At 42.0% G+C, this 24,569-nt stretch carries 18 protein-coding genes and 1 tRNA gene; 13 read left to right on the forward strand and 6 right to left on the reverse strand.

Translation table 11 applies throughout. The features are described 5' to 3' along the window. Window positions 1-96: 96 nt before the first annotated feature. From NT175_09800 to NT175_09815, 4 genes are all read left to right on the forward strand, one after another. Window positions 97-711 (forward strand): hypothetical protein, encoded by a 615-nt coding sequence (locus tag NT175_09800; protein MCX6234995.1) that lies wholly within the window; start codon window positions 97-99, stop codon window positions 709-711. A gap of 242 nt (window positions 712-953) precedes the next feature. Then, window positions 954-2,342 carry an alpha-amylase family glycosyl hydrolase gene (locus NT175_09805; protein ID MCX6234996.1) on the forward strand — a complete coding sequence of 463 codons (1,389 nt, stop codon included), beginning with the start codon at window positions 954-956 and terminating at the stop codon, window positions 2,340-2,342. 325 nt (window positions 2,343-2,667) lie between these two features. Then, on the forward strand, window positions 2,668-3,921 hold the full coding sequence (locus tag NT175_09810; GenBank protein ID MCX6234997.1) for a T9SS type A sorting domain-containing protein: 1,254 nt from the start codon (window positions 2,668-2,670) through the stop codon (window positions 3,919-3,921). A 156-nt stretch (window positions 3,922-4,077) separates the two neighbouring features. Beyond that, window positions 4,078-5,523, forward strand: a complete 1,446-nt coding sequence (locus tag NT175_09815; GenBank protein ID MCX6234998.1) for a transporter substrate-binding domain-containing protein — start codon at window positions 4,078-4,080, stop codon at window positions 5,521-5,523. On the opposite strand, the gene NT175_09820 is transcribed toward NT175_09815, so the two are convergent. Both NT175_09820 and NT175_09825 read right to left on the reverse strand, forming a co-directional pair. Continuing rightward, the gene (locus NT175_09820) at window positions 5,515-6,018 is read right to left on the reverse strand and encodes an emopamil-binding family protein (protein MCX6234999.1); all 504 of its coding nucleotides are present in this window, start codon (window positions 6,016-6,018) and stop codon (window positions 5,515-5,517) included. The genes NT175_09815 and NT175_09820 overlap by 9 nt on opposite strands. Window positions 6,019-6,036: 18 nt before the next feature. Further along, complete coding sequence (locus NT175_09825; protein MCX6235000.1) at window positions 6,037-6,873, reverse strand: SDR family NAD(P)-dependent oxidoreductase; 837 nt, start codon at window positions 6,871-6,873, stop codon at window positions 6,037-6,039. Window positions 6,874-7,004: 131 nt separating this feature from the next. Here NT175_09825 and NT175_09830 point away from each other — a divergent pair, with 131 nt between their 5' ends. From NT175_09830 to NT175_09860, 7 genes are all read left to right on the forward strand, one after another. Further along, window positions 7,005-7,418: a hypothetical protein gene (locus NT175_09830; protein MCX6235001.1), complete on the forward strand. Its 414-nt coding sequence runs from the start codon at window positions 7,005-7,007 to the stop codon at window positions 7,416-7,418. A gap of 141 nt (window positions 7,419-7,559) precedes the next feature. Then, the gene (locus tag NT175_09835) at window positions 7,560-9,116 is read left to right on the forward strand and encodes a type I restriction-modification system subunit M (protein ID MCX6235002.1); all 1,557 of its coding nucleotides are present in this window, start codon (window positions 7,560-7,562) and stop codon (window positions 9,114-9,116) included. Beyond that, window positions 9,113-9,277, forward strand: a complete 165-nt coding sequence (locus tag NT175_09840; protein MCX6235003.1) for a hypothetical protein — start codon at window positions 9,113-9,115, stop codon at window positions 9,275-9,277. Before NT175_09835 ends, NT175_09840 begins: the two co-directional genes overlap by 4 nt. Continuing rightward, a complete protein-coding gene (locus NT175_09845) occupies window positions 9,274-10,551 on the forward strand; it encodes a restriction endonuclease subunit S (protein MCX6235004.1) in 1,278 nt (425 codons plus the stop codon). Before NT175_09840 ends, NT175_09845 begins: the two co-directional genes overlap by 4 nt. 358 nt (window positions 10,552-10,909) lie before the next feature. Next, window positions 10,910-14,104 (forward strand): type I restriction endonuclease, encoded by a 3,195-nt coding sequence (locus tag NT175_09850; protein MCX6235005.1) that lies wholly within the window; start codon window positions 10,910-10,912, stop codon window positions 14,102-14,104. Further along, the gene (locus tag NT175_09855) at window positions 14,097-14,786 is read left to right on the forward strand and encodes a SprT family zinc-dependent metalloprotease (protein ID MCX6235006.1); all 690 of its coding nucleotides are present in this window, start codon (window positions 14,097-14,099) and stop codon (window positions 14,784-14,786) included. The genes NT175_09850 and NT175_09855 overlap by 8 nt, the downstream gene beginning before the upstream one ends. Before the next feature lie 280 nt (window positions 14,787-15,066). After that, window positions 15,067-16,176 carry a Fic family protein gene (locus tag NT175_09860; protein MCX6235007.1) on the forward strand — a complete coding sequence of 370 codons (1,110 nt, stop codon included), beginning with the start codon at window positions 15,067-15,069 and terminating at the stop codon, window positions 16,174-16,176. A gap of 194 nt (window positions 16,177-16,370) precedes the next feature. Here NT175_09860 and NT175_09865 read toward each other — a convergent pair whose 3' ends face one another. Together NT175_09865 and NT175_09870 are read right to left on the reverse strand one after the other, a co-directional pair. After that, window positions 16,371-17,855, reverse strand: coding sequence for a YCF48-related protein (locus NT175_09865; protein MCX6235008.1), 1,485 nt, complete (start codon window positions 17,853-17,855; stop codon window positions 16,371-16,373). A 455-nt stretch (window positions 17,856-18,310) separates the two neighbouring features. Continuing rightward, window positions 18,311-18,384: transfer RNA gene (locus NT175_09870), tRNA-Asn, on the reverse strand. Window positions 18,385-18,632: 248 nt separating this feature from the next. Between NT175_09870 and NT175_09875 the strand changes: the two genes are divergently transcribed. Together NT175_09875 and NT175_09880 are read left to right on the forward strand one after the other, a co-directional pair. Continuing rightward, complete coding sequence (locus NT175_09875) at window positions 18,633-19,628, forward strand: adenosine kinase (GenBank protein MCX6235009.1); 996 nt, start codon at window positions 18,633-18,635, stop codon at window positions 19,626-19,628. 275 nt (window positions 19,629-19,903) lie between these two features. Then, window positions 19,904-22,102 carry an elongation factor G gene (locus NT175_09880; GenBank protein MCX6235010.1) on the forward strand — a complete coding sequence of 733 codons (2,199 nt, stop codon included), beginning with the start codon at window positions 19,904-19,906 and terminating at the stop codon, window positions 22,100-22,102. A 93-nt stretch (window positions 22,103-22,195) separates the two neighbouring features. Here the strand turns inward: NT175_09880 and NT175_09885 are convergent, their stop codons facing one another. Continuing rightward, the gene (locus NT175_09885) at window positions 22,196-23,335 is read right to left on the reverse strand and encodes an iron-containing alcohol dehydrogenase (protein ID MCX6235011.1); all 1,140 of its coding nucleotides are present in this window, start codon (window positions 23,333-23,335) and stop codon (window positions 22,196-22,198) included. A 161-nt stretch (window positions 23,336-23,496) separates the two neighbouring features. Beyond that, on the reverse strand, window positions 23,497-24,561 hold the full coding sequence (mnmA, locus tag NT175_09890) for a tRNA 2-thiouridine(34) synthase MnmA (GenBank protein MCX6235012.1): 1,065 nt from the start codon (window positions 24,559-24,561) through the stop codon (window positions 23,497-23,499). Window positions 24,562-24,569: the final 8 nt, after the last annotated feature.

Genomic DNA, 24,569 nt, shown 5'->3' on the forward strand with positions numbered 1-24,569 from the left:
TGATTGTTGTGTTGGCAGTACTTCATGGATAGCGATTAGTACCAATTGATAAAAAGTATACAACTTCAAATATTTTCTAAACCTAAATTCAAAAAAATGAAAAAAGTATTGTTTATCCTTATCGCGCTTTCGATGTCATTTATTGTAATGGCTCAGGAAAAACCGAAACAAAAAGAAGTTGGACTTGCATTTAGTAGTTTAAACAACTTTGGATTAACATTTAGGACCGGAACCAATAAATCGCTTTGGCGGTTTAATACGCTTCTGATTTTGGGTAGTAATAGGACTCAAAATGAGGATAGCTCTGAGCTAATCACTAATAGTATTGGATTTGACACCAGAATCGGTAAAGAGTATCGGAAAAATATTGCCGAGAATTTAGAATTAAGATATGGAGCAGATTTATCGTTTAGTTTTGATTATTCAAAGTACGATCATAATGATAAGTCTGCTGATAATGAAGATAGGCTGTCAGAGAGTACCACATATCGACCTGGAATAAATGCTTTATTTGGATTGAATTATGTGATAAATAATAAATTTGTAATAGGAGCTGAGTTATTGCCGGGTTTTAGCTATTTAATAGGTAAAACCACACAAAAAAATATTTCCAATAATGAGAGTCAAGAAGTTAAAACCGACAATTCTGGATTTAATTATGGTTTATCAAACACATCAGCGTTATTATCAATAACCTATAGATTTTTCTAAAAAGCTGGCTCTAATAAACGCACAAATGCTTGTCGGTGTCAGATGCCCGCTTGTGCGGGGAGGACGTTAGCCGCGCCGCTTCTCTCTTTTGTCCCGTTCCTGGCATCTTCCCCGCACAAGCGGGCATCTACTTGTAAACTGTATCATTAAATATTAACTTTACACAGTCGCAATACATAAGCCGGCATCTATGCAAGAACTTTTGCGGCAAGTAAAATAACTAATCCATTCATTTTATCAGGATGAAGTCAAGAATTCTCCGTTTTTCAATATTTCTTATACTCACTGCACTTCTTTTAATATCAATCGGTTGCAGTAAAAAAGAAACCGAACCAGTAACACCGCCAAGTCCAGTTCCGACAGACTCGTCTCAGTATGAGACCCCTTTCGCAGAAGTACCTGATATTCCCGATATCATTATGTATGAAATCAATGAAAGAGCATTCAGTACTTCGGGCGATTTTGCAGGTATCTTGCCACGCCTGGATTCCATTAGGGCTCTGAGTGTGAATGTAATCTGGCTTATGCCGGTTCACCCGATAGGTGTCATCAAAACAGTTAATTCACCCTATTGTGTAAAAAATTATAAGGAAGTTAATCCCGAATATGGCGATCTGGAAGACCTGCGCACATTAGTACGTGAGGCCCATAAACGTAAGATGGCAGTAATACTTGATTGGGTGGCTAATCATACTTCCTGGGACAACCCCTGGATTCAAAATAAATCCTGGTACACACAGGACGGGGCCGGTAACATCATTATTCCGCCTGGCACAAACTGGCAAGATGTTGCAGACCTCAATTTCGACAATTCCGATATGCGTCTGGAGATGATAAAATGCATGAAATATTGGCTCCTGATAGCTAATATTGACGGATACAGATGCGATGCCGCAGATTTTGTACCTTTTTCTTTCTGGAAACAAGCAATAGATTCACTCAAAAAGGTCCCTAACCGAAAAATCATTATGTTGGCAGAGGGTGCCCGTAGCGATCATTTTGATGCTGGCTTTCAAATGAATTTTGGATGGGATTTTTTCATTAAAAACAAAAACGTGTTCAAGAATAATCAGTCAGCAAGTGGTTATTACCAAACGCATCAAAGTGAATACAGCTCAATCCCGACTGGCTCACACAAGCTGCGCTTTACTTCCAACCACGACGAATGTGCCTGGGATGACACACCCTTGGGCTTATTTGGCGGTAAAAACGCTTCATTGTCGGCTTTTGTCATTTCAGCCTATATGGGCGGTGTACCATTGATATATAATGGTCAGGAAGTCGGTTGCCCTGTCAAATTGCCATTCTTCAGTCGCTCACCCATTGATTGGACAACAAATCCCGACATGTTCAAAGAATACAAGTGGATTATGAGCCTTCATGCTACACATCCTGCACTACAAACCGGCGAATTGGAATACTATCCGGATAGCAATATTGCCGCTTTCAAACGCAAGGAATCAGATGATGAAGTTGTCGTTATCGTCAATACACGCAATGCAGTAAAAAACTTTAATATTCCGGCAAATATTCAAAATACGACCTGGCAGAATGCTTCGAGCGATACGACTGTTTATTTGGGTAGTCAATTGAGTTTAAATGCTTTTGAATATCTTATTTTGATAAAATAAACCTCCCCCCCAGCATATAATCTTGAACTGGCACTTCCCCTATACCCGAAAATTGACTGGTTAACAATGTACGGAGTCCTTTCAGGAAATATTGTTGATATTAATGATAATCGGATCTCTTTAGGGGGTGATTAATAAGTTAAAATGTTTTGAATTTCCTCCTTTTCCTTTGTGGTTCAATAACTTAAGATGTAACCACAAAGGCGCACCAAGGCTTTTTAGTCACCCCCAGTATTTGTTATCCTTAAAAGAAATTTGGACCTGTAAATGAACGTTTCATTCACTATATTTGCCATTTACTTATTAATCTTTAAAACTGAAAGTTATGAAAAAATTTACCATTATCATTTTCTTAGTGTTTGCTATGATGATAACTCAGGCACAGGACTATCTGATTAGTTTTGCAGGTGCAGGCGCCACTACCGGGGTAAGCACCGTAAAAGTCGATAACTTAATAAGCGGAGCTACTCTTACCTTAAATGGGGGAGATATTTTACATTTAATCCCGGCATCGGGAATTGGTACCCCGGATAATGTTAATGGAGCTTTGCAGATTTATCCCAATCCAATGGCAGAGCAGTCAATTTTGACATTTGTTGCACCAGAAAACGGCAATGCGGTTATTTGCATTGTTGATTTATCCGGAAGAACTGTTTATCAAATCAGCATATTGCTTTCACCCGGAGCACACAGTTTTCGTGTTTCCGGTATTAGCCAGGGTATGTATTTTGTGAAAGTTACCGGTGAAAACTATAACTATTCCACAAAACTGATAAGTCAAAGCAACCTGCAAAGCGAAGCTGGAATTGAGTATGTTACTTCTGTTAAGAATACCACGGGTAACCAGTTGAAAAGCACTACAGCAACGGTTGATATGCCATACACTGATGGCGATCAGTTACTTTTCAAAGGCATTTCGGGAATATACAGCACCATAGTTACCGATGTGCCTGTGAGCAGTAAAACAATAACTTTCAATTTTGTAGCATGTACAGATTACGATAACAACAATTATACAGTAGTCCAGGTAGATACACAAACATGGATGGCCGAAAACCTGAAAGTAACCCACTACCGCAATGGTGAAGAGATTCCCAACGTAACATCCGGGGGGGGCTGGTACGATCTTACTACCGGGGCATTATGCTGGTACAATAACGATGAGGCCTCATATAAAATCCTGTACGGCGCCCTGTACAACTGGTATGCCTTGACTGACAGCCGCAATCTTTGCCCCACAGACTGGCATAGCCCAACTGATGCTGAATGGACCACGCTCTCGACATATCTTGGAGGACAATATGCAGCCGGAGGGAAGATGAAAGAAACAGGAACCACCCACTGGAATACACCCAATTTTGGAGCAACAAATAGCAGCGGTTTTACAGCTCTTCCGGGAGGATTTCGGAGCAGCATTGGGGGATTCACCAGTTTGGGCAACAGCATCATCTTCTGGTCTTCGACGGAGTACGGGTCAGGGAACGCATGGAGCTACCACCTGGGCTACGATAATGGCTTTGCGATCCGGCTTTACGACAACGACCAGTCTGGTTATAGCGTCAGGTGCGTGAAAGATTAGACTACCTGCCTGCGGCAGGCTGGTTTTAATATTTCTCTATCTGATAATTTGAGGGTGAAAGACCAACGTACACGGCAACCCTATTTCTTCATCCCCGTATAAATTAATATTCCAAAGGATATTAATGTCTTTCTATCAAAACAATACATTGTACTTATGATTTCAGTTAAAAAACTTGGCTCGGCGTTATTGCTGGCAACATGTATTTTACTTATTTGCACCTGCAAAAAAGATGAGGAATTCAAGCTGAAGGTTCTCACCGAGGACTATGCCCCGTTCAATTATCTAGATAATGGACAGTTAAAAGGAAGCTCCGCCGACCTGGTCAACAGGATCATGAGTGATCTTGGAGAAGAAGGCACGATTGAAGTTCTTCAATGGGATGCAGCCTATTCACGCCTGCTGAATGAATCGGATATAGCTCTGTTTACAACCGACAGAACTCCTGAGAGAAATGACCTCTTTAAATGGGCAGGCCCTATTGCCCGGATAGATCATGCATTCTTTGCCCTGGCCACCTCCGGCCTGATCATTAATAATCTTGATGCCGCTAAAGCAGTGAATGGAATAGCAGTGGTGAATGGGTATTCAGCTCAGGAAATGCTTGAATCATACGGATTTCAAAACCTGGTCATTTGCCAGAACCTGGAAGAGGCCCTGCAGAAATTACTCGACAACCAAGTTGACCTGATCATTGAATCCCGGCATGCCATACAATTGACCCTGCAAAATATGGGACATGACTACAATGAATTGGAAAATGTGTATGTGCTTCAAAGCTATCTCTCGTATATTGCCTTCAATAAGAATGTTCCTGATGACGTTGTGGAAAAGTGGCAGAATCAGATCAATATTCTCAAGGATAATGGCACGCTCCAACAACTCTATCAGCAGTATATTCCCGGTGACATTGCACCGGGAAAACTACAGATTTTCACCGAAGAGAATCCTCCACAGAATTATGCCTGCGGGAGTGATGAATTATGCGGCAGCGCGATAGAGATCGTCAATGATATCAGGAGCCGCACAGGCTGTCAGGATCCTATCCATTTGGAAAATTGGACCAATGCGTACAACATGACCCTTATCAATCCCAATACGGTATTATTCAGTACCTCACGGAGTGAGGCACGGGAAAACCTTTTTGATTGGATTGGGCCTATATGCAGGAATATTTCCAACTTCTACGTTACCACGAGCTCCGGAACTTCAATCAATAGCTTTGAGGAAGCCAGAGCCCTGTCGGGTATAGGAGTAATATCGGGATGGTATACAGAACAGATTCTGGCTGATTCCGGTTTTACAAACCTGCAGTCCTTTTCAACTCCACTGGAAGCATTGATACAATTGATGGAAGGTCATGTAGAGGCTGCGGTTTTATCCGATATTTCGATTCAGTATTTAACAGAATCCGCAGGATACACGCCAGATGATGTATCTGTGCAGATTGAGGTGGCCACAGCTTATCTGTATATTGCCTTCGGTAAAAATTCAAAATCCGACTATGTCAATGCCTGGAACAATGCATTGACGCAGATGAAACAGGATGGGGCATTTGTGACTATCTGGAATGAATGGTACCCGGGACTGCCTTTACCGTGAAAACGGATGCTCCTGCTTCCACATCTTCCACACCAGGAAAACCGGGAAAATAAACCATGAGGCATTGGCAGCCAGCACAGATGCTACTGCCGGTGAAGCATGCGGTCCCCAGATCTCTTCACTGCAAATAATGACCACGTTGGTAAACATGATCGAAGAATAGATGAAAGTAGGTATCCGTATCCATTCCCTGCCTTTGATGAAGGCATAAATAGCAGCTATATAATAAGGGCCGAAGACTATGGCATCGAGCCATATTGTGGCTTTGTACCACGGTGGCCTTGCCCATAACAACGGATCAAAGTTTGTTTCCCACCAGTGTACAATGTCAATCATAAAAGGCAGCGGCCACACCGGATAAGTAAAGTCGCCGGGGTCACTGATGACAATCTGTTCAAGAGAGATATTGTAGCTGACGAAAATCAGGTTAAAAAGGAAAAAACCGAGATAAATAAAATCCATCGGTCTTTGTTTCAATGGGATGACAGTTCTCATAGGTTAAGTCAGTTTTAATTACTTGTTTATCATATTTCGTTCAATTTTCATCCGGGCTGTCCGGGCCATATCTTTTGCCAGCTTTAATCTGAAGCTTGAAAAGTTTGCAATCCAGGCTCCCAGGCGCACGGCAAAGCCTGAATAAACGAGTGTCTTTGGCCTCAGTGCCAGATTTACCAGGTCATGCGCCACCTCTTCTGCTGTCCCGGATTTGGTGAATAAACGGGATATAAAGTTCTGATCCGCCTTCATCAAAAGATCCTGTTCAACATCACCAACACGTGATTCAGGTTTTGAATCGGTCTTGATATAACCGGGGAAATACTCGCTGACAATAATTTCGCTGTTGGCCCATTCCGATTGCAACGTTCTTGTCCAGGCCGAAAATGCCGCTTTTGAACACACATATGGAGCATAAAATGGTATCCCCATCATAAATCCCGGTGAACCCACATTGATGATATGTCCTCCACCCTGCCGGCGCATGTACTTCAGCGCTTGCTGAGTGGCCACCATGGGGCCGATAAGATTAGTATTAAAGGCCTTGATCATATCCGCCGGAAGAACCGTTTCGGCAGGTGACACGATGATACAGGCTGCATTATTAATTAAAATGTCGATCTGTCCAAAATGTGCAACAGTGTCGTCGACCATTTGTCTGGCATGGGTTTCTACTGAGATATCCTTTATAAGGATCAGGGGATCTCTGAGAGATTTGCTGACCTCTTCCAATTTCTCGGCACGGCGGGCTGCCACAGCCACTTTTGCACCCGCCCTGCTGAATGCTATTGCTGCCGCAGCACCTATGCCGCTGGAAGCGCCGGTTATTAAAACTACTTTGTCCTTTAATGGCATGGACAACTATTAAAAGCTAATTCCTTTTTTCAAAGATATAAAGTTTGTTTAAACCGGTTTGATTTATTATTTTTAGTCCTTCCATTTTAAATGCAACAAGTAAATCAGTAATAACTTAAAATCAACTGTATATGTCTATCAATCGCCGTTTATTTGTTAAACAGCTCGGCTTTTTTCTTCTTATCGCCGTGGCCATCATTATCATGGGTAACAACCTGGTCCCTGGCAGTGATAAAGGGACGATCATCAGGGAATATTCCAATTATCTCAAAGTGAGCACAGAATATAATCCCGAGACTAAAAACCGGTTATTCGAGTTTGCGAATATCAGCGGAGAAACATTGCTAATAAAACTCACACCCTATAAGTATCGCCCCTACCTTGATGAATTCGATGCACTTCCCGATGGGTTATATACAACAGAAGGCTATGACAATTATGTAGAATTCGAATTGGAACCTGGTGATATCCAATGGCGCGAATTCATGGTTTCGCAGGTTAGCGTCTGGAAAATGAATATCGAGGTGAGGTTGAAGAAGTCATAAAAAAGGGATGAGGCATTTTATCTCCCCTTTCATCCATCACTTCAATATTTGCTTTAAATTTGTTGTATCGCTATACGCGTATTGTGTAATACATCAACAAAATCAATAAGTTAGGTTCACAATAAACACTACCACTCCAATATGACCATCCTCTCCCTCTCCACTCTCGAAACCTGGCTGTGGGACTCAGCCAACATCCTTCGGGGCAGCATCGACTCCAGTGACTTTAAAAACTACATCTTTGGGCTGCTTTTTCTAAAGAGAGCCAATGACGTATTTGAAGAAGAGGTCGAAAACATTATGAAGAAAGAGAACCTCAGCCAGAAAGACGCTGAAGATGAACCATATTTCTGCATACCTGAAGAAGCCCATTGGAAATCTCTCACCGCTAAAACCGAGAATATCGGGGAAGCTCTCGATAAAGCATTTGCCGCCATTGAAAGGGATAACACCCAACTGGAAGGGGTGATGACCGCCATTAAATTCGGGGATAAGGAAAAACTCTCCGATGCCGTCCTGCAGAGGCTTCTGAGGCACTTCAACCAGTATTCCCTGAGGAATTCTGAACTCTATACCCCTGATGTTTTAGGGGATGCCTATGAGTACCTGATCAAGATGTTTGCCGATGATGCTGGTAAGAAGGGTGGAGAATTCTATACTCCTAAAGGGGTTGTAAGATTAATCGTCAGACTTATCAAACCCCAACCAAAAAATCTGGTCTTCGACCCAACCTCTGGTTCTGGCGGCCTATTGATCGAATCAGCCAGGTACATTGCTGAACAACCCAATGGTAAGGTCGGGAATAATATCAATGTCTCTTTGTTCGGACAGGAAAAGAACCTTGGCACATGGGCCATCTGCAAGATAAACATGATCCTTCACAACTTTATGGATGCCGATATCCGTAAAGGTGATACACTGATTGATCCAAAGCACAAGGATGATAAGAACAACCTGATGCTGTTTGACCGTGTTATCGCAAATCCTCCTTTTTCTCAGAATAAATGGTGGACTCCTGCAGAGACAAATAATGAAAAGAGGCTGGACAAAGACGGTAAAGAAAAGGAGATCACCCCGAACTACAATAAGGTGGTGGTGGATAAATTCGGGCGTTTCCAGTATGGTATCCCGCCCCGTGGGTATGCCGATCTGGCTTTTCTGCAGCACATGGTGGCTGTTTTGAAAGAAGATGGAAGAATGGGGATTGTGCTGCCTCATGGTACCCTGTTCCGTGGAGGAACCGAAGGGAGTATCCGGCAGAAACTGCTGGAAAAGGATATTATTGAAGGGATTGTCGGACTTCCATCTGCTCTATTCTATAATACGAGTATCCCAGCTTCTGTATGGATCATCAACAAATCGAAACCTGAACGGCTGAAGAATAAGGTCATAATTATTGATGCTTCCGGTGAATACAAGGAGGGTAAGGTACAGAACCAACTTGAGGAAAAAGATATAGCAAAGGTTGTTGATGCCTATGATAAAGAACAGGACATCGAAAAGTTCATGCGGGTAGTCGGTATGGCTGAGATCAGGGAGAACGATTACAACCTGAATATCTCAAGGTATATCGATACCAATGAGGCCGAAACAGAGATCGATCTGAAAGCTGTAAGAGAATCTATTACGCGGTTGGAAGAGAAAGAGAAAGCCATTGATGAGAAGTTGAACCAGTATCTGAAGGAGCTTGGGTTATGAGAGATGGATACAAGGATTACCCGATTGGGATGCTACCTGAAGAATGGGGGGAAATTCTTGCGACACTGTCGCAACAATTGCCGACACGTAAATTGCTTGAACAGAAGCTATATCAAGCCATTGAATTGGCAAAAAACCAGTTAGACCATAGTGACTTATGAAGGAAGGATACAAGGATACACCGATTGGGATGATCCCTGAAGATTGGGATGTTGTGAAATTGGCGGATATACTTATTGAAGGCAGATTAGGGGGTAATTATAATAATGGAGAAACTGAATCTGGGCTTCCTCTGATGAAGATGGGAAACATTGGTAGAGGGAAAATTGATTTAAAAAAAGTTGAATTTATTCCTATTAACGAGAAGTACCAAAACAATTACATCCTGAAAGAAGGAGATTTACTCTTCAATACAAGAAATACTCTGGAATTAGTTGGCAAAGTTGCTATTTGGAAAAATGAACTTGATGAGGCATTATATAACTCTAACCTTATGAAAATGACTTTTGATGAGAGAAGGGTCGCATCAAACTATTTCATGAATTTTGTTTTCAATTCAAAATATTGCATTGAACAGTTGCGAAATATAGCAACTGGTACAACAAGCGTAGCAGCAATATATACAAAGGATTTGCTTAAACTAAGAATAGCTATACCTACGCTTCCCGAACAATCCAAAATCGCCTCCATCCTCTCCACCGTTGATGATAAAATTGATGCCATCAATGAAAGAATAATCCAAACCCGGCAGCTTAAAAACGGCTTGATGCAACGGCTGCTTACCAGAGGCATCGGGCATACAAAATTCAAAGATTCACCGCTGGGGGAGATTCCGGAGAGCTGGGAGATACACAAATTATCAGATATAGCAATTGTAAATGACCAATCTCTTTCAAATGATACTGATCCTGAATATTCGTTTTACTACATAGATTTAGCGTCCGTCAAAGTTGGTAAAATAGATTTCCCCAGAACAAAAATCCAGTTCAAGACTGCACCATCGAGAGCAAGACGGATTCTAAAGAATGGAGATGTTATGGCAACAGTCAGACCAAATTTGCTTGGATATGCGATAGCAAACTTTGAAACCAATGAAATTATTTGTTCTACTGGTTTTGCAATAATTACCCCTCTTCAAAAAGCAATAGGTTATTTTATTTATCAAAGCCTTTATTATGAATTACTTCAGTGCCAAATTCAAAGTCTACTGGTAGGTTCAAATTATCCAGCCATAAATTCGACTGACGTTGAAAATTTAAGAATTTTGCTTCCTCCATATCCAGAGCAACAGAAAATCTCAGAAATCCTCTTCTCAGTTGATCAAAAGCTTGAAGTTCTTCAAAAAAAGAAGACCAAATATGAAGAGATGAAGAAGGGATTGATGCAACAATTGCTGACCGGCAAGGTGAGGGTGAAGGTGGACTTAACATTATAGAAGATTGTTAAATGTTTCCACGTTTATTGTCAAATGTTGTGTTAAAATATATTTTTATAAAACATTGTATAGTAATATATTAAATGATTGTTTTATCAAATGTTTGTAAAGCCAAGGTCAAATGTCATAGGTAAAGTACACTGTACTTTTTTTCAAATTGGAAAAAGAACGAGACGATTTATTTTTAATATCAAAAAGCTGAGATTAGGGAAAATAAGCAAATAGAGTGATAAAAAAAACGCTGATTGATGGTTCAGCGTTTGAGACCTTTGTAGGTTCCAGACCTTAGGTAAAGAACGCCACAAAGATACACATAAAAAATTAAAGATCAAAAATATTTTGATTTTAGAGGCAAAAAATGAATACTTCCCCTGAATACATTCACTCCGAACTCCCCGCCATTGAACTCTTCAGGAAGCTCAGATACGAGTATTACGATGGCGAACTCACCGATGAACGGGATAATATCTCGGAGGTGATCCTGAAAGACAGACTTCTTCAAACCATAAAGCGTATTAACACAATCAGCGAATGGGAAATCAGCGAAAACAATGTTCAGAAGGCTTTTAATGAAATAACAAATATCTACTCAGCATCCCTGATGGAATCCAACCAGAGAGCCTGGGAGCTGATAAGGGGAGCAAATTTTTCGGTAAAACAGGTTATTAACGGCCAAGAGGAATACAAACCCGTATCGTTCATTGATTACAAAAACCCTGAAAACAATGATTTTCTGATCGTTAACCAGATGAAGTTCCACGGGAGGTTAATGAATTCCATTCCCGATCTAACAGTTTTCGTGAATGGTCTTCCCATTGCCCTCATCGAATGTAAATCGCCCAATTCGCTGAGTGCCTTTGATAAAGCTTATGAAGACCTTAAATACTATCAACAGAACTCCGAAAAACTCTGCTGGTACAACCAGATTTGTGCAGGCATTTTTAAAGTCGGAGGAAGATATGGAGCAATCGGAGCAGGAAAACAGCATTATTCATTTTACAGAGTCAAGGATACTGCTGATCTGGAAGCTCTCTTGGGTGTAACTCCATCTGAACAGGACATTCTCATTTACAATCTCTTTAAAAAGGAACATCTTCTTGATCTGATCCGCCACTTCGTGATCTTTGAACTGGATGAAGGAAGAATCATTAAAAAGCTCCCTCGTTACCCACAAATCAGAGCCACCAACAAAGCCATTAAAAAGTTCCAGGAGCAGAATCAGGGTGGTGTGATCTGGCATACTCAGGGTAGTGGAAAAAGCCTTACCATGGCGTACATCACCCGTAAACTTCTGGCAGAAGAGTTCGGATTCAAAAATCCCACGGTTATCATCATGACCGACAGGATCGATCTCGACAGGCAGATCACTACCACCTTCATCAACTGCGGGTTCAAAAATGTCAACCAGGCATCTTCGGTGGTTCATCTGGAAAAATTGCTCAGGAATGATTATGGAGGAATCATAACCACCACCCTTCAGAAATTTCAGGAACAGGATAAAGAAACTTCGGAAACCACAGACCTGACTGCGCAGGAAGAGATCCGTAACCAGCTCATTGAGAAAACCATTAAAGATGGAACCCTGACCAAGATTACCAAGGTCTTGGAAGGTGGCAAATGGGTTGAGATCAAACGGGAGGAAATCCGTCTGGAAGAGATGTCCCAAAAGGAAAATATCTATGTGATGGTGGATGAAGCCCACAGAAGTCATTATGGATTTCTGGCTGCATTTATGCGAACCGTCCTGCCCAAAGCCAAGTTTTTGGCATTTACAGGCACACCTATCTCCAAAGAAGAAAAATCAACCCTCGGTGAATTCTATGGTGGACAGTACATCGATGTTTATACTATCAAAGAATCGGTTCAGGACGGTGCTACTGTGGAACTTCTATACGATGAGGGTATTGCCAGACTTAACGTCAGGAAAGAAGAGCTGGATAGACAATTTGAAGCTGAATTCGGGCACCTTTCCGAAGAGAAACAGGATAAGCTCAAGAACGAAGCCCTTAACAAGTACCAGCTTTCAACTGAGAGAATTGAAGCCATCACCCGCCATATTATCGGACATTATACCGGTAAAATCTTCCCTGACGATCATAAGGCGATGATTGTTTGTGATGGAAGACCGATGGCTTTGAGGTACAAAGAAACATTTGAAAGGCTGAAAGTACAGGGGATTCATGACCTGAATACCAGGGTGGTGATCAGCCTGGGCTCTCCAAAATCCGATTTCATTGCCAGGGAGGTTTACGAGGCCAACGATTACAACAAGACCCACGTAGATAAGAAGCCCATTCTTGCAACTCCTACCGAAGAAGTCAAGAATGTCATCGAGAATTTCAAATTACCCTTTGGTAATGAAGCTGACAAAGAGAAGTCGGGTAAATTGAGATTCGATAACACCGCCATCCTGATTGTATCGGATATGCTCCTCACCGGATATGATGTACCCATTGCATCATGCCTGTACCTTGATAAACCTTTAAGAGAGCATAGCCTCCTGCAAGCCATTGCACGGGTAAACCGCTCCCGGGAAGGCAAGAAAGCAGGGTTCATCATTGATTATTTTGGGATCACGGCATTTCTGATTCAGGCGCTTGAAATTTTCTCCGGCGATCTGAAGCTATCGGATATCATGAAGAGCCTCTCCGAGGAGATGCCACGGTTGGAAATGAATCACAATAAACTGGTCAGCTTCTTCAAACCACTTGGCATAGATCGCCAATACGAAAGAAATCAGTTCATTGATGCAGCCATCCGCTACATTGAGCCCATCAACATCAGGGATGAATTCAAGGAGCTGCTGAGGAATTTCAATAAATCCATTGCCATTGTCCTGCCCAATGTGGCTGCCAGAAAGTTTGAATCCGACTTCAAGCTCTTCAATGAGATCAAGATCAGGGCCCGGAATGCCTATCCGGATGATGAAGAGCTGAAGATCACACGGGATGAGAGCCTGAAGCTCCAGCAAATGGTCGACCAGCATCTGAAAGCCACAGGAGTTGATAATCTGCTTCAGGAACCCATTTCAATTATTGACAAGGATAAATTCCGGGAAGATATCCTGAACGCATCACCGGCCACAAAGGAGCTGAAGATGCGCAACAATCTTAAGCATATCATTAAGGTCGGGCTGGATCGTAACCCTGATTTCTTCAAGCCCCTTGCACAGCGGTTGGAAGAACTCATTAAAGAACGGGAAGAAGATCGCATCACACAGCTTAAACTGCTGGAGGCATTTGCCGAAATACAGGATATCATCATCAATGAAAACAAAGAGGGGAAAGAGAAAGGGTTTGAAACCGAAGACCAGATAGTGGTTTACAACACCATGAAAACCATTTTTGATGATGAAGCTGAGTATGCTACCCGAAAAATCTATGAGGTCATCGAAGGAGAGATGAGTATTGTGGGCTGGGAAGATAAGGGCATGGTGCGAAAGGAGATGGAAAACAAGATCATCAAGGTCTTACTGCAGAAAATGGAACGGGCCGATGCCCGCCTCAAGGCGAAGGAACTGGTTGAACTAATAGCCAAAAATAAGCATGCCTGAAGTACAATATGGTGACCGGACGATACAGTACTCGATACAGGAGCGAAACGGACTGAAATCGCATTATATCGTTGTAGAAAAAAATCATGGAGTGATCCTCAAAGGAGCACCCATCTCCGGAGAGCAGGCTGACAAATACGTTCTTAAGAAAGCCAGATGGATTCTGGATAAGCTAAATCTGGTGGAATCGGTTAAGGAAGGAGATATCGTAACAGGTTCCAGAATTCTGTATCTCGGGAAAAAATATTACACAGAGGTCTATTTCAACGATAGCATCGAAGCAACAAAGATTGAGTTTAACCATTCCCGCTTCAGGATCACCACCAGTGGGAAGAATACCCAGGTAGATATTCATAAGGCGTTGGATGAGTTCTTCCGGGGGAAAGCTGCCGAAAAAATTACACCGAGAATGGAAAAATGGTCTGAAAAGACTGGATTAAAATATGGTTTGCTTCATTTTCGCAAACAAACCAAACGCTGGGGAAGCTGCACACCACGAAACAACATCGTGATCAACACCGAGGCAATAAAGTTGCCCTTTTCTCTGATCGATTACCTTATCGTCCATGAACTGTGTCATGTGAAATACAAGGATCACTCAAAGGCTTTCTGGGTGGAAGTGGGGAAATATTTGAGGAACCGGAAGGAGTTGGATGGGAGGATGAAGGGGATGAAGATGTAAAAAAGGGATGTCATCTCTGACGGGATGACATCCCTTTTTCTGCTCCCCTAACTTACGAAAGTTGCAACCAGGGGGGATTCCTTTTAATGAGTTTGATCTATTTATATGTCGGAAAAATATAAGATATTCGACATAATAAATTATTCATGTCGGATGAAGAAAGAATTCAGCACTTTAATGTCGAATTATTTATCTTTGCACGACATAAATATGTATGTATGCTATCTCATCCGGCATAAAATGACGGTAATGACGGTAATAATTAAAAAATCCGACACTAATGACTTACGACCCGAAAGTTCCATATAATGATCTTCCAGATCTGCCGCCCAAAATGGATATCGAAACCAGTGAGCTGCTTCTAAACCACGTAATAGTAGCTTCCCGCAGTCTTGCAGAGCTGAAAGGACTGTGTGAGACTATGACGGAAGAAGCTTTGTTGAATCTATTGTTCAATACTGTTGTGATGCAAGAGAGTCGTGACAGTTCAGCCATCGAAAACATTGTGACCACTCAGGATGAACTCTATCAGGCCGTGTTGAACGCAGAAAATGCAAATCCTGCTGCAAAGGAGGTCTTATCATACCGAGAGGCGATACAATCAGGTTTACACCTTATGAGAGATAATCAAAACTTTATTACGACAAATATTTTAGTGGACATTGTACAAAGAATAAAGCAGAATCAGTCGGGAATCAGGGTTCAACCAGGAACTGTTTTAAAAAATTCAATAACAGGAAATATCATTTACACCCCACCCTGTTGTGAGGAAGAAATACGCCAAAAAATGGCAAGCCTTGAGAAATTCATAAATATTAATGAGCTGAGTCCACTTGATCCAATTATCAAACTTACATTGATTCATTACCAGTTTGAAAGCATTCATCCATTCTCTGACGGTAATGGCAGGACAGGTCGTATCCTGAATATGCTTTACCTGATTCAACAGCAATTACTGCCCCACCCTGTGTTGTATCTCAGTGCCTACATAATAGATCACAAACAGGATTATTACAGGCTTCTCAATGAAGTTTCCCAAAAGGAAAACTGGCGTGATTGGATACTTTTTATGACAACAGCTGTGCATGAAACCGCACAACTCACTATACAAAAGATCAGGGATATCCTGCAACTAAAAAAGGAATTGGAGCCCCAAGTATTCAAGTCACTCGAAAAGTTCGGAAAACGGAACGAATTGTTTGAGCTTATGTTCAATATGCCGTACCTTAAAATTGAATTATTGGTTATAAAGGGAATTGCCCACAGGGAGACAGCATCAAATTACCTTAAAATTCTCGAAAAGGATGGTTTGCTGACCGCTTTGAAGATTAGTAAAAGCACTTATTATATCAACCATCGGCTAATGGAATTGCTGGTAAGAAGGGATTAGAAAAGATGCAACTGCGGGCTTCCCAGGATTTCAGCCAAATGAAAGTAGGAATGGTTTCCAATCTATAGCGATCATCCAGCCATGCGACAGTGGAGCAAATATAAAAAGAAGCTTTCTCGATTTCAGAAACAGCGCCGATTATCAGGCATGCGTTACATATGCGCGATGTCTTGGTTTAAGTTAAAATTACCGTCTTACTTAATTGAAATCCTACGTACAATGGTGCTGTTTTCCAGGGTGAATTGCAACACATAAAGGCCTGCTTGAATTCCTGTGGTGAGTATCCTCAGGTTATTACAGGGAGCACTATACTGATACACTTCTTGTCCTAAAAGGTTAAGAATACGTATATGGCTGAAATTCACAGGGGACACGATTTTAATCACCTCGTCAGCGGGATTCGGATAAATCCTCACAGATGCTTCCTCTTCCGGAATGCTATAAGTGATCATAGCATCTGTGCACACGGTATCAGATTCACCTGTACCGTAGACTGCTGAAACGCAGTAGGTTTGCAGGCCATTGGGAACCAGGGAGTCATCATAAATCGGGATAATGACAGGTGTAGTTGTGAGCAGGGTATCATTGCGGTACACATTATATCCCAAAACACCACCGGACGAGGGAGCCGTCCATTCCAGATGGACATAATTGCCGGTCACGACTGCATAGAGACCGGTAACAGTATCCAAAATCCCTGTTGATGATTTGCGAAAGATTGATGCCCCGGCATAAAAAAAGCCATTGGAGGTATCCGATAAATAGATTTTCTTTATATTGAAAGTCGTTCCTGCTGCTTCAGAAGACCAGCTCGACCCTCCATTGTTGGTACTCATGATCAGGCCACTATCACCTGCAATATAACCTATTGAGTCGTTGATAAAATAAACCGAGTTCAGATTTCGGGTAACTCCCGTTGGAAGGATTTGCCAGTTCTTACCGGTATTTGTTGTTTTATACATTAGACCACCAGGCGCTATCATATACCCGACATTATTGGATGGAAAATGAATTCCCCTGAATTGGCCATTCGGTTGATTTAGCACCCCGGTCCAGGTCCTTGCTGAATCAGAAGTTCTGATACAAACATAATTATTCAATGTGTCACGGCAAAAAACAAATCCGGTTGAGTCATTGATAAAAGAAATATTTGCGAAACCATAATATTCACCCGGAAAATCCAATAGGTGGCAGTCTCCTTCGTAAGAGGCAATAATCTGTGCAGGACTTGACAGATAATAGCCGACATCTTCAGCAGGATAGGAAATGTGATAAATATCATACAGACTAACATTGTGTGGTACATCTGACCAGGTATGCCCTTTGTCTACAGTTTTTTTAATATACGGAAAAATACCAAACACCAGTTTATAACCCACTGAATCATTGAGAAAAATCAGATCTCCGATATTGGCAGCAGCTTCATAATTTCCTCCTCCCCCATTAACCCAAGTGAATGTCTGCCAACCATCATCTGTCCGGTATATATCATATTCACAATAGTGCTCCGACTCCTCAGGTATAAAATAATCTGAATAATAACCCCCATTAGGGGAAGTGAAAACAACATTACTAACATAGGTATCGACAGAATTGATCAAATATGAAGTATGCACCCATTGTGCATACAAATTATTTACCGCGTAAAGAAAGACAAAGCATAGAAGAATTCTTTTCATCACAAACAGCATTTAGTTATTTGACTTTTTTAAGAACCTAAAACACCAATTTTAATGTGATCGGATTAATTTTGACTAATATACAAATTTAAATTGAATTTTTGATTGATTACATACGCCGGACAAACTAATCAGTCTGCGCCAATTTATTCTGATCATCTTATCTTTCAGACAATCAAATCAGTGATATGGTCAATTTGTGCCGGCTAAAGTTGATAAAATGGAACGGCACGTCCAGGCAGGATCTCTTTTCGATCCAGGAAGCTGTGAGTTTTCGGGCGTGATTAAAACAACAGAAAGGATGGCTTTAAACCTTTTCACTTGACAGGAGTTTTTCTAAAATGGATTCCTGCCCAATAAGTTTTCAAGTAGGTGTTTTCCTAAAAACATGGCAAGAACCTGGCATAAACAAAAAACACTTACCCAAATTACTGAGTAAGTGTTTGATTTTCATGCTCCCCAATCTGGACTTGAACCAGAGACCTACTGATTAACAGTCAGTCGCTCTAACCAACTGAGCTATTGGGGACTGTCGTGCACAAGTTTCCAAGAAATAATATATATATCCTTAAACTTGTAGGGTTCTTAAAAAGCGGGGCAAAATTATATAATAAATTGCAATTTACAATATCTTTGTTTAAATTTCTATCTAGGTTACAGGTTACAAGTTTCAGGTCACAGGTTATGCTTATAATTATTGATACACCAAACTTGCAACTTGTAACCTGCAACTTGTCACCTGCAACCTGTAACTTAAATTTAACTTCATCTCTGAAAATGCAAAAAATCCTTGGCCTTGGCAATGCTCTGGTAGATATCATGACCAAGCTTGACGATGACTCTCTTCTTGAAAAATTCTTTCTTCCGAAAGGCAGCATGCAACTGGTTGATAAACATCTTTCCGACAGAATCCTTCATGATACATCACATCTTCCGAGAACCATGACATCAGGCGGCTCAGCCGCCAACACTATCCATGGCCTCGCAAAAATGGGTATAGGAACCGGCTTTGCCGGGAAAATATGTTATGACGAATTCGGACATTTCTTTTTAAACGAACTGAAGACGAACCATATTCAACCACATCTTTCTTATGACGATACCGAAACCGGCAGGGCGATAGCGTTAGTCAGCATGGATTCGGAAAGAACTTTTGCAACTTACCTCGGCGCTGCTATGGAACTATCGGTCAGTGATCTCTATCCCGGGCTTTTCGATGATTATGCAATTATCCATATTGAAGGGTACATGGTCCAAAACCATGAGCTTCTGGCTGCCACCGTTAGAATGGCCAAAGAAAAAGGACTTAAAGTCTCGCTTGATCTGGCAAGCTATAATATTGTGGATGAAAACCTTGCATTCCTTCATTCGGTCATCCGAGAAAATGTCGACATCGTTTTTGCCAATGAAGAAGAAGCAAAGGCCTATTCAGGCCAAACCCCTGAAAAAGCATTGGATATCATCGGTAATGAATGTGATATGGCTATTGTGAAGCTGGGAGAAAAGGGTTCGCTGATAAAACATCATAACGAAATTATTACCGTTGACGGTTATCAGATCATCCCTATTGACACCACAGGTGCCGGAGATCTGTATGCCGCCGGTTTTCTTTATGGCCTCATAAAGGGTTACAACCTGGAGAAATGCGGACGTATAGCTTCCATACTTTCTGCCAAGGTTATTGAAGTCATAGGTGCAAAAATGACTGAACAGAAATGGAAGGAAACATACGCTATACTCCGAAGCGAATCACTACTATCCGAATCTCATTGAAAATTCAGCATATTCCTTAACTTTCATCTCAACCTGTAACCTGCAACCTGTAACCTGTAACCTCTAATCCCGACTTCATCGGGATTTCGCTCGGCTTCGCCTCGCTCAACCTGCAACCTGTAACCTGCAACCTTTAATTACAGGTTTTAGCTCGCATCTTGAAGCTTTTATCCCTATTTTTCTCCCTCAATATTTTATTATTAATCACTTTTTCATATTTTTGCAGCCCCTTTAAGGGATCCGTTATATTAATCCAAATACATAATTGACAAGAAATGAAGGTTTATCAAACTAGTGAAATCAAGAATATTGCTCTGATTGGCGGCGCGAAATCGGGAAAAACGACGCTGGCTGAATCTATGTTGTTTGAAGGTGGTAACATCAACCGCAGGGGTTCTGTCGAAGATAAGAATACGGTATCAGATTACAGGGATATTGAACTGGAACGCCAGAACTCAGTCTTTGCTTCTGTTCTTTATGCCGAATTTAACGGGAAAAAAATCAATATTCTCGATACCCCGGGGTTTGATGATTTCGTGGGAGAGGTTATTTCCTCACTTTATGTTGCTGATACAACCATTATGTTAGTCAATGCACAGAGCGGCATTGAGGTCGGAACTGAAGTCACATGGAGAATCACCGCTAAATATCATAAACCTGTCATCTTTGCAGTTAACCACCTGGAGCATGAGCATGCAAACTTTGATGAAGTCATAACACAGTTGAAGCATCGTTTTGGTAGTGGTGTTACCCTCGTTCAATACCCCATTAATCCGGGGCTCGGATTTAATTCCATTATCGACCTTCTGAAAATGAAGATGTTTAAATACCCTGAAGGTGGCGGCAAACCCGACATCACAGATATACCTGCTTCTGAGCAGGCCAAGGCAGAAGAGTTGCATAATAAACTTATTGAGGACCTTGCAGCCAATGATGAGAAACTTATGGAGGTCTTCTTCGAAAATGGCAAGCTTACCGAAGATGAAATTAATCAGGGATTGCGCATTGGACTGAATTCCAGGGGATTTTTCCCGGTTCTTTGTGTCAATGGCAAACATAATATGGGCGTCGGCCGTCTGCTTGAATTCATCTCACAGAATGCACCCTCTCCCAATGAAGTGCCACAACCTAAGACTACCGACGGAAAAGAGCTGAAATGCAATCCTGGTGCAACGCCATCGGCCTTTATCTTTAAAACCACTATCGAATCACATCTCGGGGAAGTGTCATTCTTTAAAGTATATTCCGGTACCCTAAATGAAGGGATTGACTTGATAAATGCCCGTAATAAATCCAAAGAAAGGATCACTCAACTTTTTGTATTCTGTGGTAAAAATAGGGAAAAAGTCGAAAAAGTATTCACCGGCGATATAGCTGCCACGATTAAACTGAAAAACACAATAACCAATGACACCTTGAACTCGGCACAGAATGCAGATGATGCAGTTACTCCTATTGCATTCCCCGATCCGAAGTTCAGGATGGCTGTGAAAGCCAAAAACACAGCCGATGATGAAAAACTCAGCTCAGCCCTGAATGACATGAAAAAGTCGGATCCGACACTTCTTCCCGGTTACTACAAAGAACTACGCCAGCTGATTATCGAAGGACAGGGAGAACTTCACCTGAATATTGCCAAATGGCACCTTGAAAATCAATATAAGATACCCATTGAGTTCCTCGCACCTAAAATACCGTACCGTGAAACAATCACCAAGGTATCCCAGGCTACGTACCAGCATAAAAAACAATCGGGAGGAGCAGGTCAGTTCGGAGAAGTCAGCATGCTCATTGAACCGTACACCGAAGGTTCACCTGAGCCGGGAAAATTTAAGCTCAAGCAGACCATGCGCAAATCATCGGTGACTCCTCTTGCTATCCAAAAAGGTGATACAGAGTTCGCTGTAAACGTAAGGGGAAAGGATGAGATTAAACTGGATTGGGGTGGCAAACTCATGTATTATAACTGCATTGTCGGCGGATCTATTGATGCGCGATTCCTCCCGGCTATATTGAAGGGGCTCATGGAAAGAATGGAAGAAGGACCACTCACAGGTTCTTATGCTCGTGATATCCGTGTTTGCGTTTACGATGGACGCATGCACCCGGTTGACTCCAATGAAATATCGTTCAAGATTGCCGGTAAGACCGCTTTCAGCATGGCCTTCAAGGAAGCTTCTCCCAAGATCCTCGAACCTATATATGACCTTGAGGTGATTGTCCCCGAAGATAAGATGGGTAATGTGATGACCGACCTGCAGAGCCGCCGTGCCGTCATCATGGGCATGGAACATGGTACTATCAAAGCACGTGTGCCTCTGGCAGAAATGGGACGCTACTCCACAGCTTTGAGTTCTCTTACCAGCGGCTGGGCTACCTATTCGATGAAATTCGCCGAATATGCACCGGTACCTGCCGATGTCCAGGATAAACTGCTGAAAGAATACGAAGAACAAGCGAAAGAAGAAGAATAGCCCAAGTTGCAGGTTACAAGTTACAGGTTATTTAATGTCAAAGAACCTGTAACCTGCAACATGCAACCTGTAACAATAAAGATTTTATCCCTTTTACAGAAACATTTCCACTAACTCCGCATAATTCCCAGGTGCCAACTTATATTGATTTCCACTGGCTTCATTGAGCTTCATTACATTGATGATTTCCTGTTTGTTGTCTTTTCCAATACCCATTTCAATTAATCTGACTGGGCATTCAATAGACCGGAAAAAAGTCTCAAATGCCTCGATAGTCTGCCCGGCAGACTTCACTCCAAAAACATTTTTCCCTAATTCAGCTATTCTGTGTGGGATTTTATTCCTGTGAAACTTCAGCCAGGCAGGATATACAATCGATAAAGATGCTCCATGGGGAAGGTCAAACAAAAGCGACAGAACATGTCCGATGCTATGCACACCCCAATCACCCCATTTACGTCCATTTATGGTCAGCTTATTCAGCGCTGCAGTGGCAGCATACATGACCTTTGCCCTTAAATCATAGTTATGCAGGTTATTCAAAAGTGGTTGACTGCATGCGATAGCTTCCTGCAAGATAGCATAAACAAAACGGTCGGAAAGGGTTGCATCACCTTCACCGAAGTATGCTTCAAGACAATGGGCTGTCATATCTGCTATACCGTAAGCTGTATAATTCCTTGGCACAGAAAAGGTGTTCTGTGGATCAAGAAATGAATAGCGGGGATACAAGAGGTCATGACCAAAGCCTATCTTTTGACGGGTTTTATTATTCTGAACTACGGCAAACGGATTCATCTCTGATCCCGTAGCTGCAAGCGTTGGAACAGCAATTAGAGGAATTGCCTTGTGTGGCCTGGTTCTTTCTGAATAGAAATACCAGCCCGTATGATCTACCGGTATCGTAATGGAGATAATTTTTGCCGAATCGATAACACTGCCTCCACCGACAGCCAGGATTATATCTACTTGTTTTTCCTTTCCCAGCTTGGCGGCTGCGTCGACATCTTCTATAATGGGATTAGGACGTATCCCCGGATATTCAAATACCTCAGCATCAATCTTATTCAGTTGTTCCATGACCTTATCATAGATACCGTTATGTTTGATGGAACCACCACCATAAATAAGCAGTACCCTGTGGCCAGATCCTTTCACTGACCTCCCCAGATCATTCAGGACATCTTTACCAAAATATAACCTGGTCGGATTATATGCAACAAAATTTTCCATACGTATAATTTTAATAATCTGTTTGTTCCCGGTAACCAAACCTTACCGTATTATCCAGAAAATATGCCTGCCGACTGGCGACTGCCGACTGCCGACTGTCAACCCCGATCTCGCTCACTTCGTTCGCTCGTCGGGACGTCGCTTCGCTCCGCTGCCGACTTCTAACCTATCACCCCGCTGCCATAGCATATTTTCTCATCTTTGTCGTACACCACTCCAAATTGCCCTGGTGCCAGTCCGGCGATCTTTTCCTCTGACCTGATCTGGAAAATGTCACCGTCTTTTGTAATAATTCCCTTGGTGAATTCAGGTGTATGACGTATCTTGAAGGTGATCTCAACCCCTTTGGAATAATCTTTAAAAGGGTCTCCTGAGATAAACTCAAATCCTTCCAGATTTACGACATCACTGTATTGTGTCGCCGGATCATAACCATTGGAAACGTATATGATATTCTCCTTAACATCTTTCTTGACAACAAACCATGGGCCCTGGCCAAGGCCCAAGCCTCTGCGCTGACCAATGGTATGAAACCAGTACCCGTTATGTGTACCCAGAATGCGACCTGTTTCCAATTCTATAATGGAACCCTTTTTCTCCCCGACATACCGTTTAATGAATTCATTATAATTGATCTTGCCCAAAAAGCATATACCCTGGCTGTCCCTGCGATGTGCGCTGGGCAAACCTTCCTGCGCTGCCTTATGGCGGACATCTTTTTTCAGGTAATATGCCAGTGGGAACATCACCTTTGATAGCTGCTGGTAAGTGATGTGCGACAGAAAATAGGTCTGGTCTTTCACCCTGTCTTTTGCAGTATGAAGAAAACAGGTGTCATCTTCATTTATGATATGAGCATAATGTCCAGTGGCAATCTTGTCAAAATATTTGCCCATCTTATCTTCAAAGCTGCCGAACTTGATGAACCGGTTGCACATGACATCAGGATTGGGTGTAAGCCCTCGCCTCACCGAATCAAGAGTATAGCTTATTACCCTGTTCCAGTATTCTTCATGAAGGTTAATCACTTCAAACCGGCAGTTATACTTCTTGGCTATGTAAGTGGTGATCTCAATATCCTCTTCTGAAGGGCAGTCCATGAATCCAGGTTCCTCCTCCATTCCAATCTGAATATAAAATATAAACGGATCATATCCTTGTTCTTTTAATAAAGGAATGATTACGCTGCTGTCGACACCTCCCGATACCAATGCGGCTATATTCATGGATTGAG

The sequence above is a fragment of the Bacteroidota bacterium genome (genome assembly GCA_026391695.1).
GTDB lineage: Bacteria > Bacteroidota > Bacteroidia > Bacteroidales > JAGONC01 > JAPLDP01.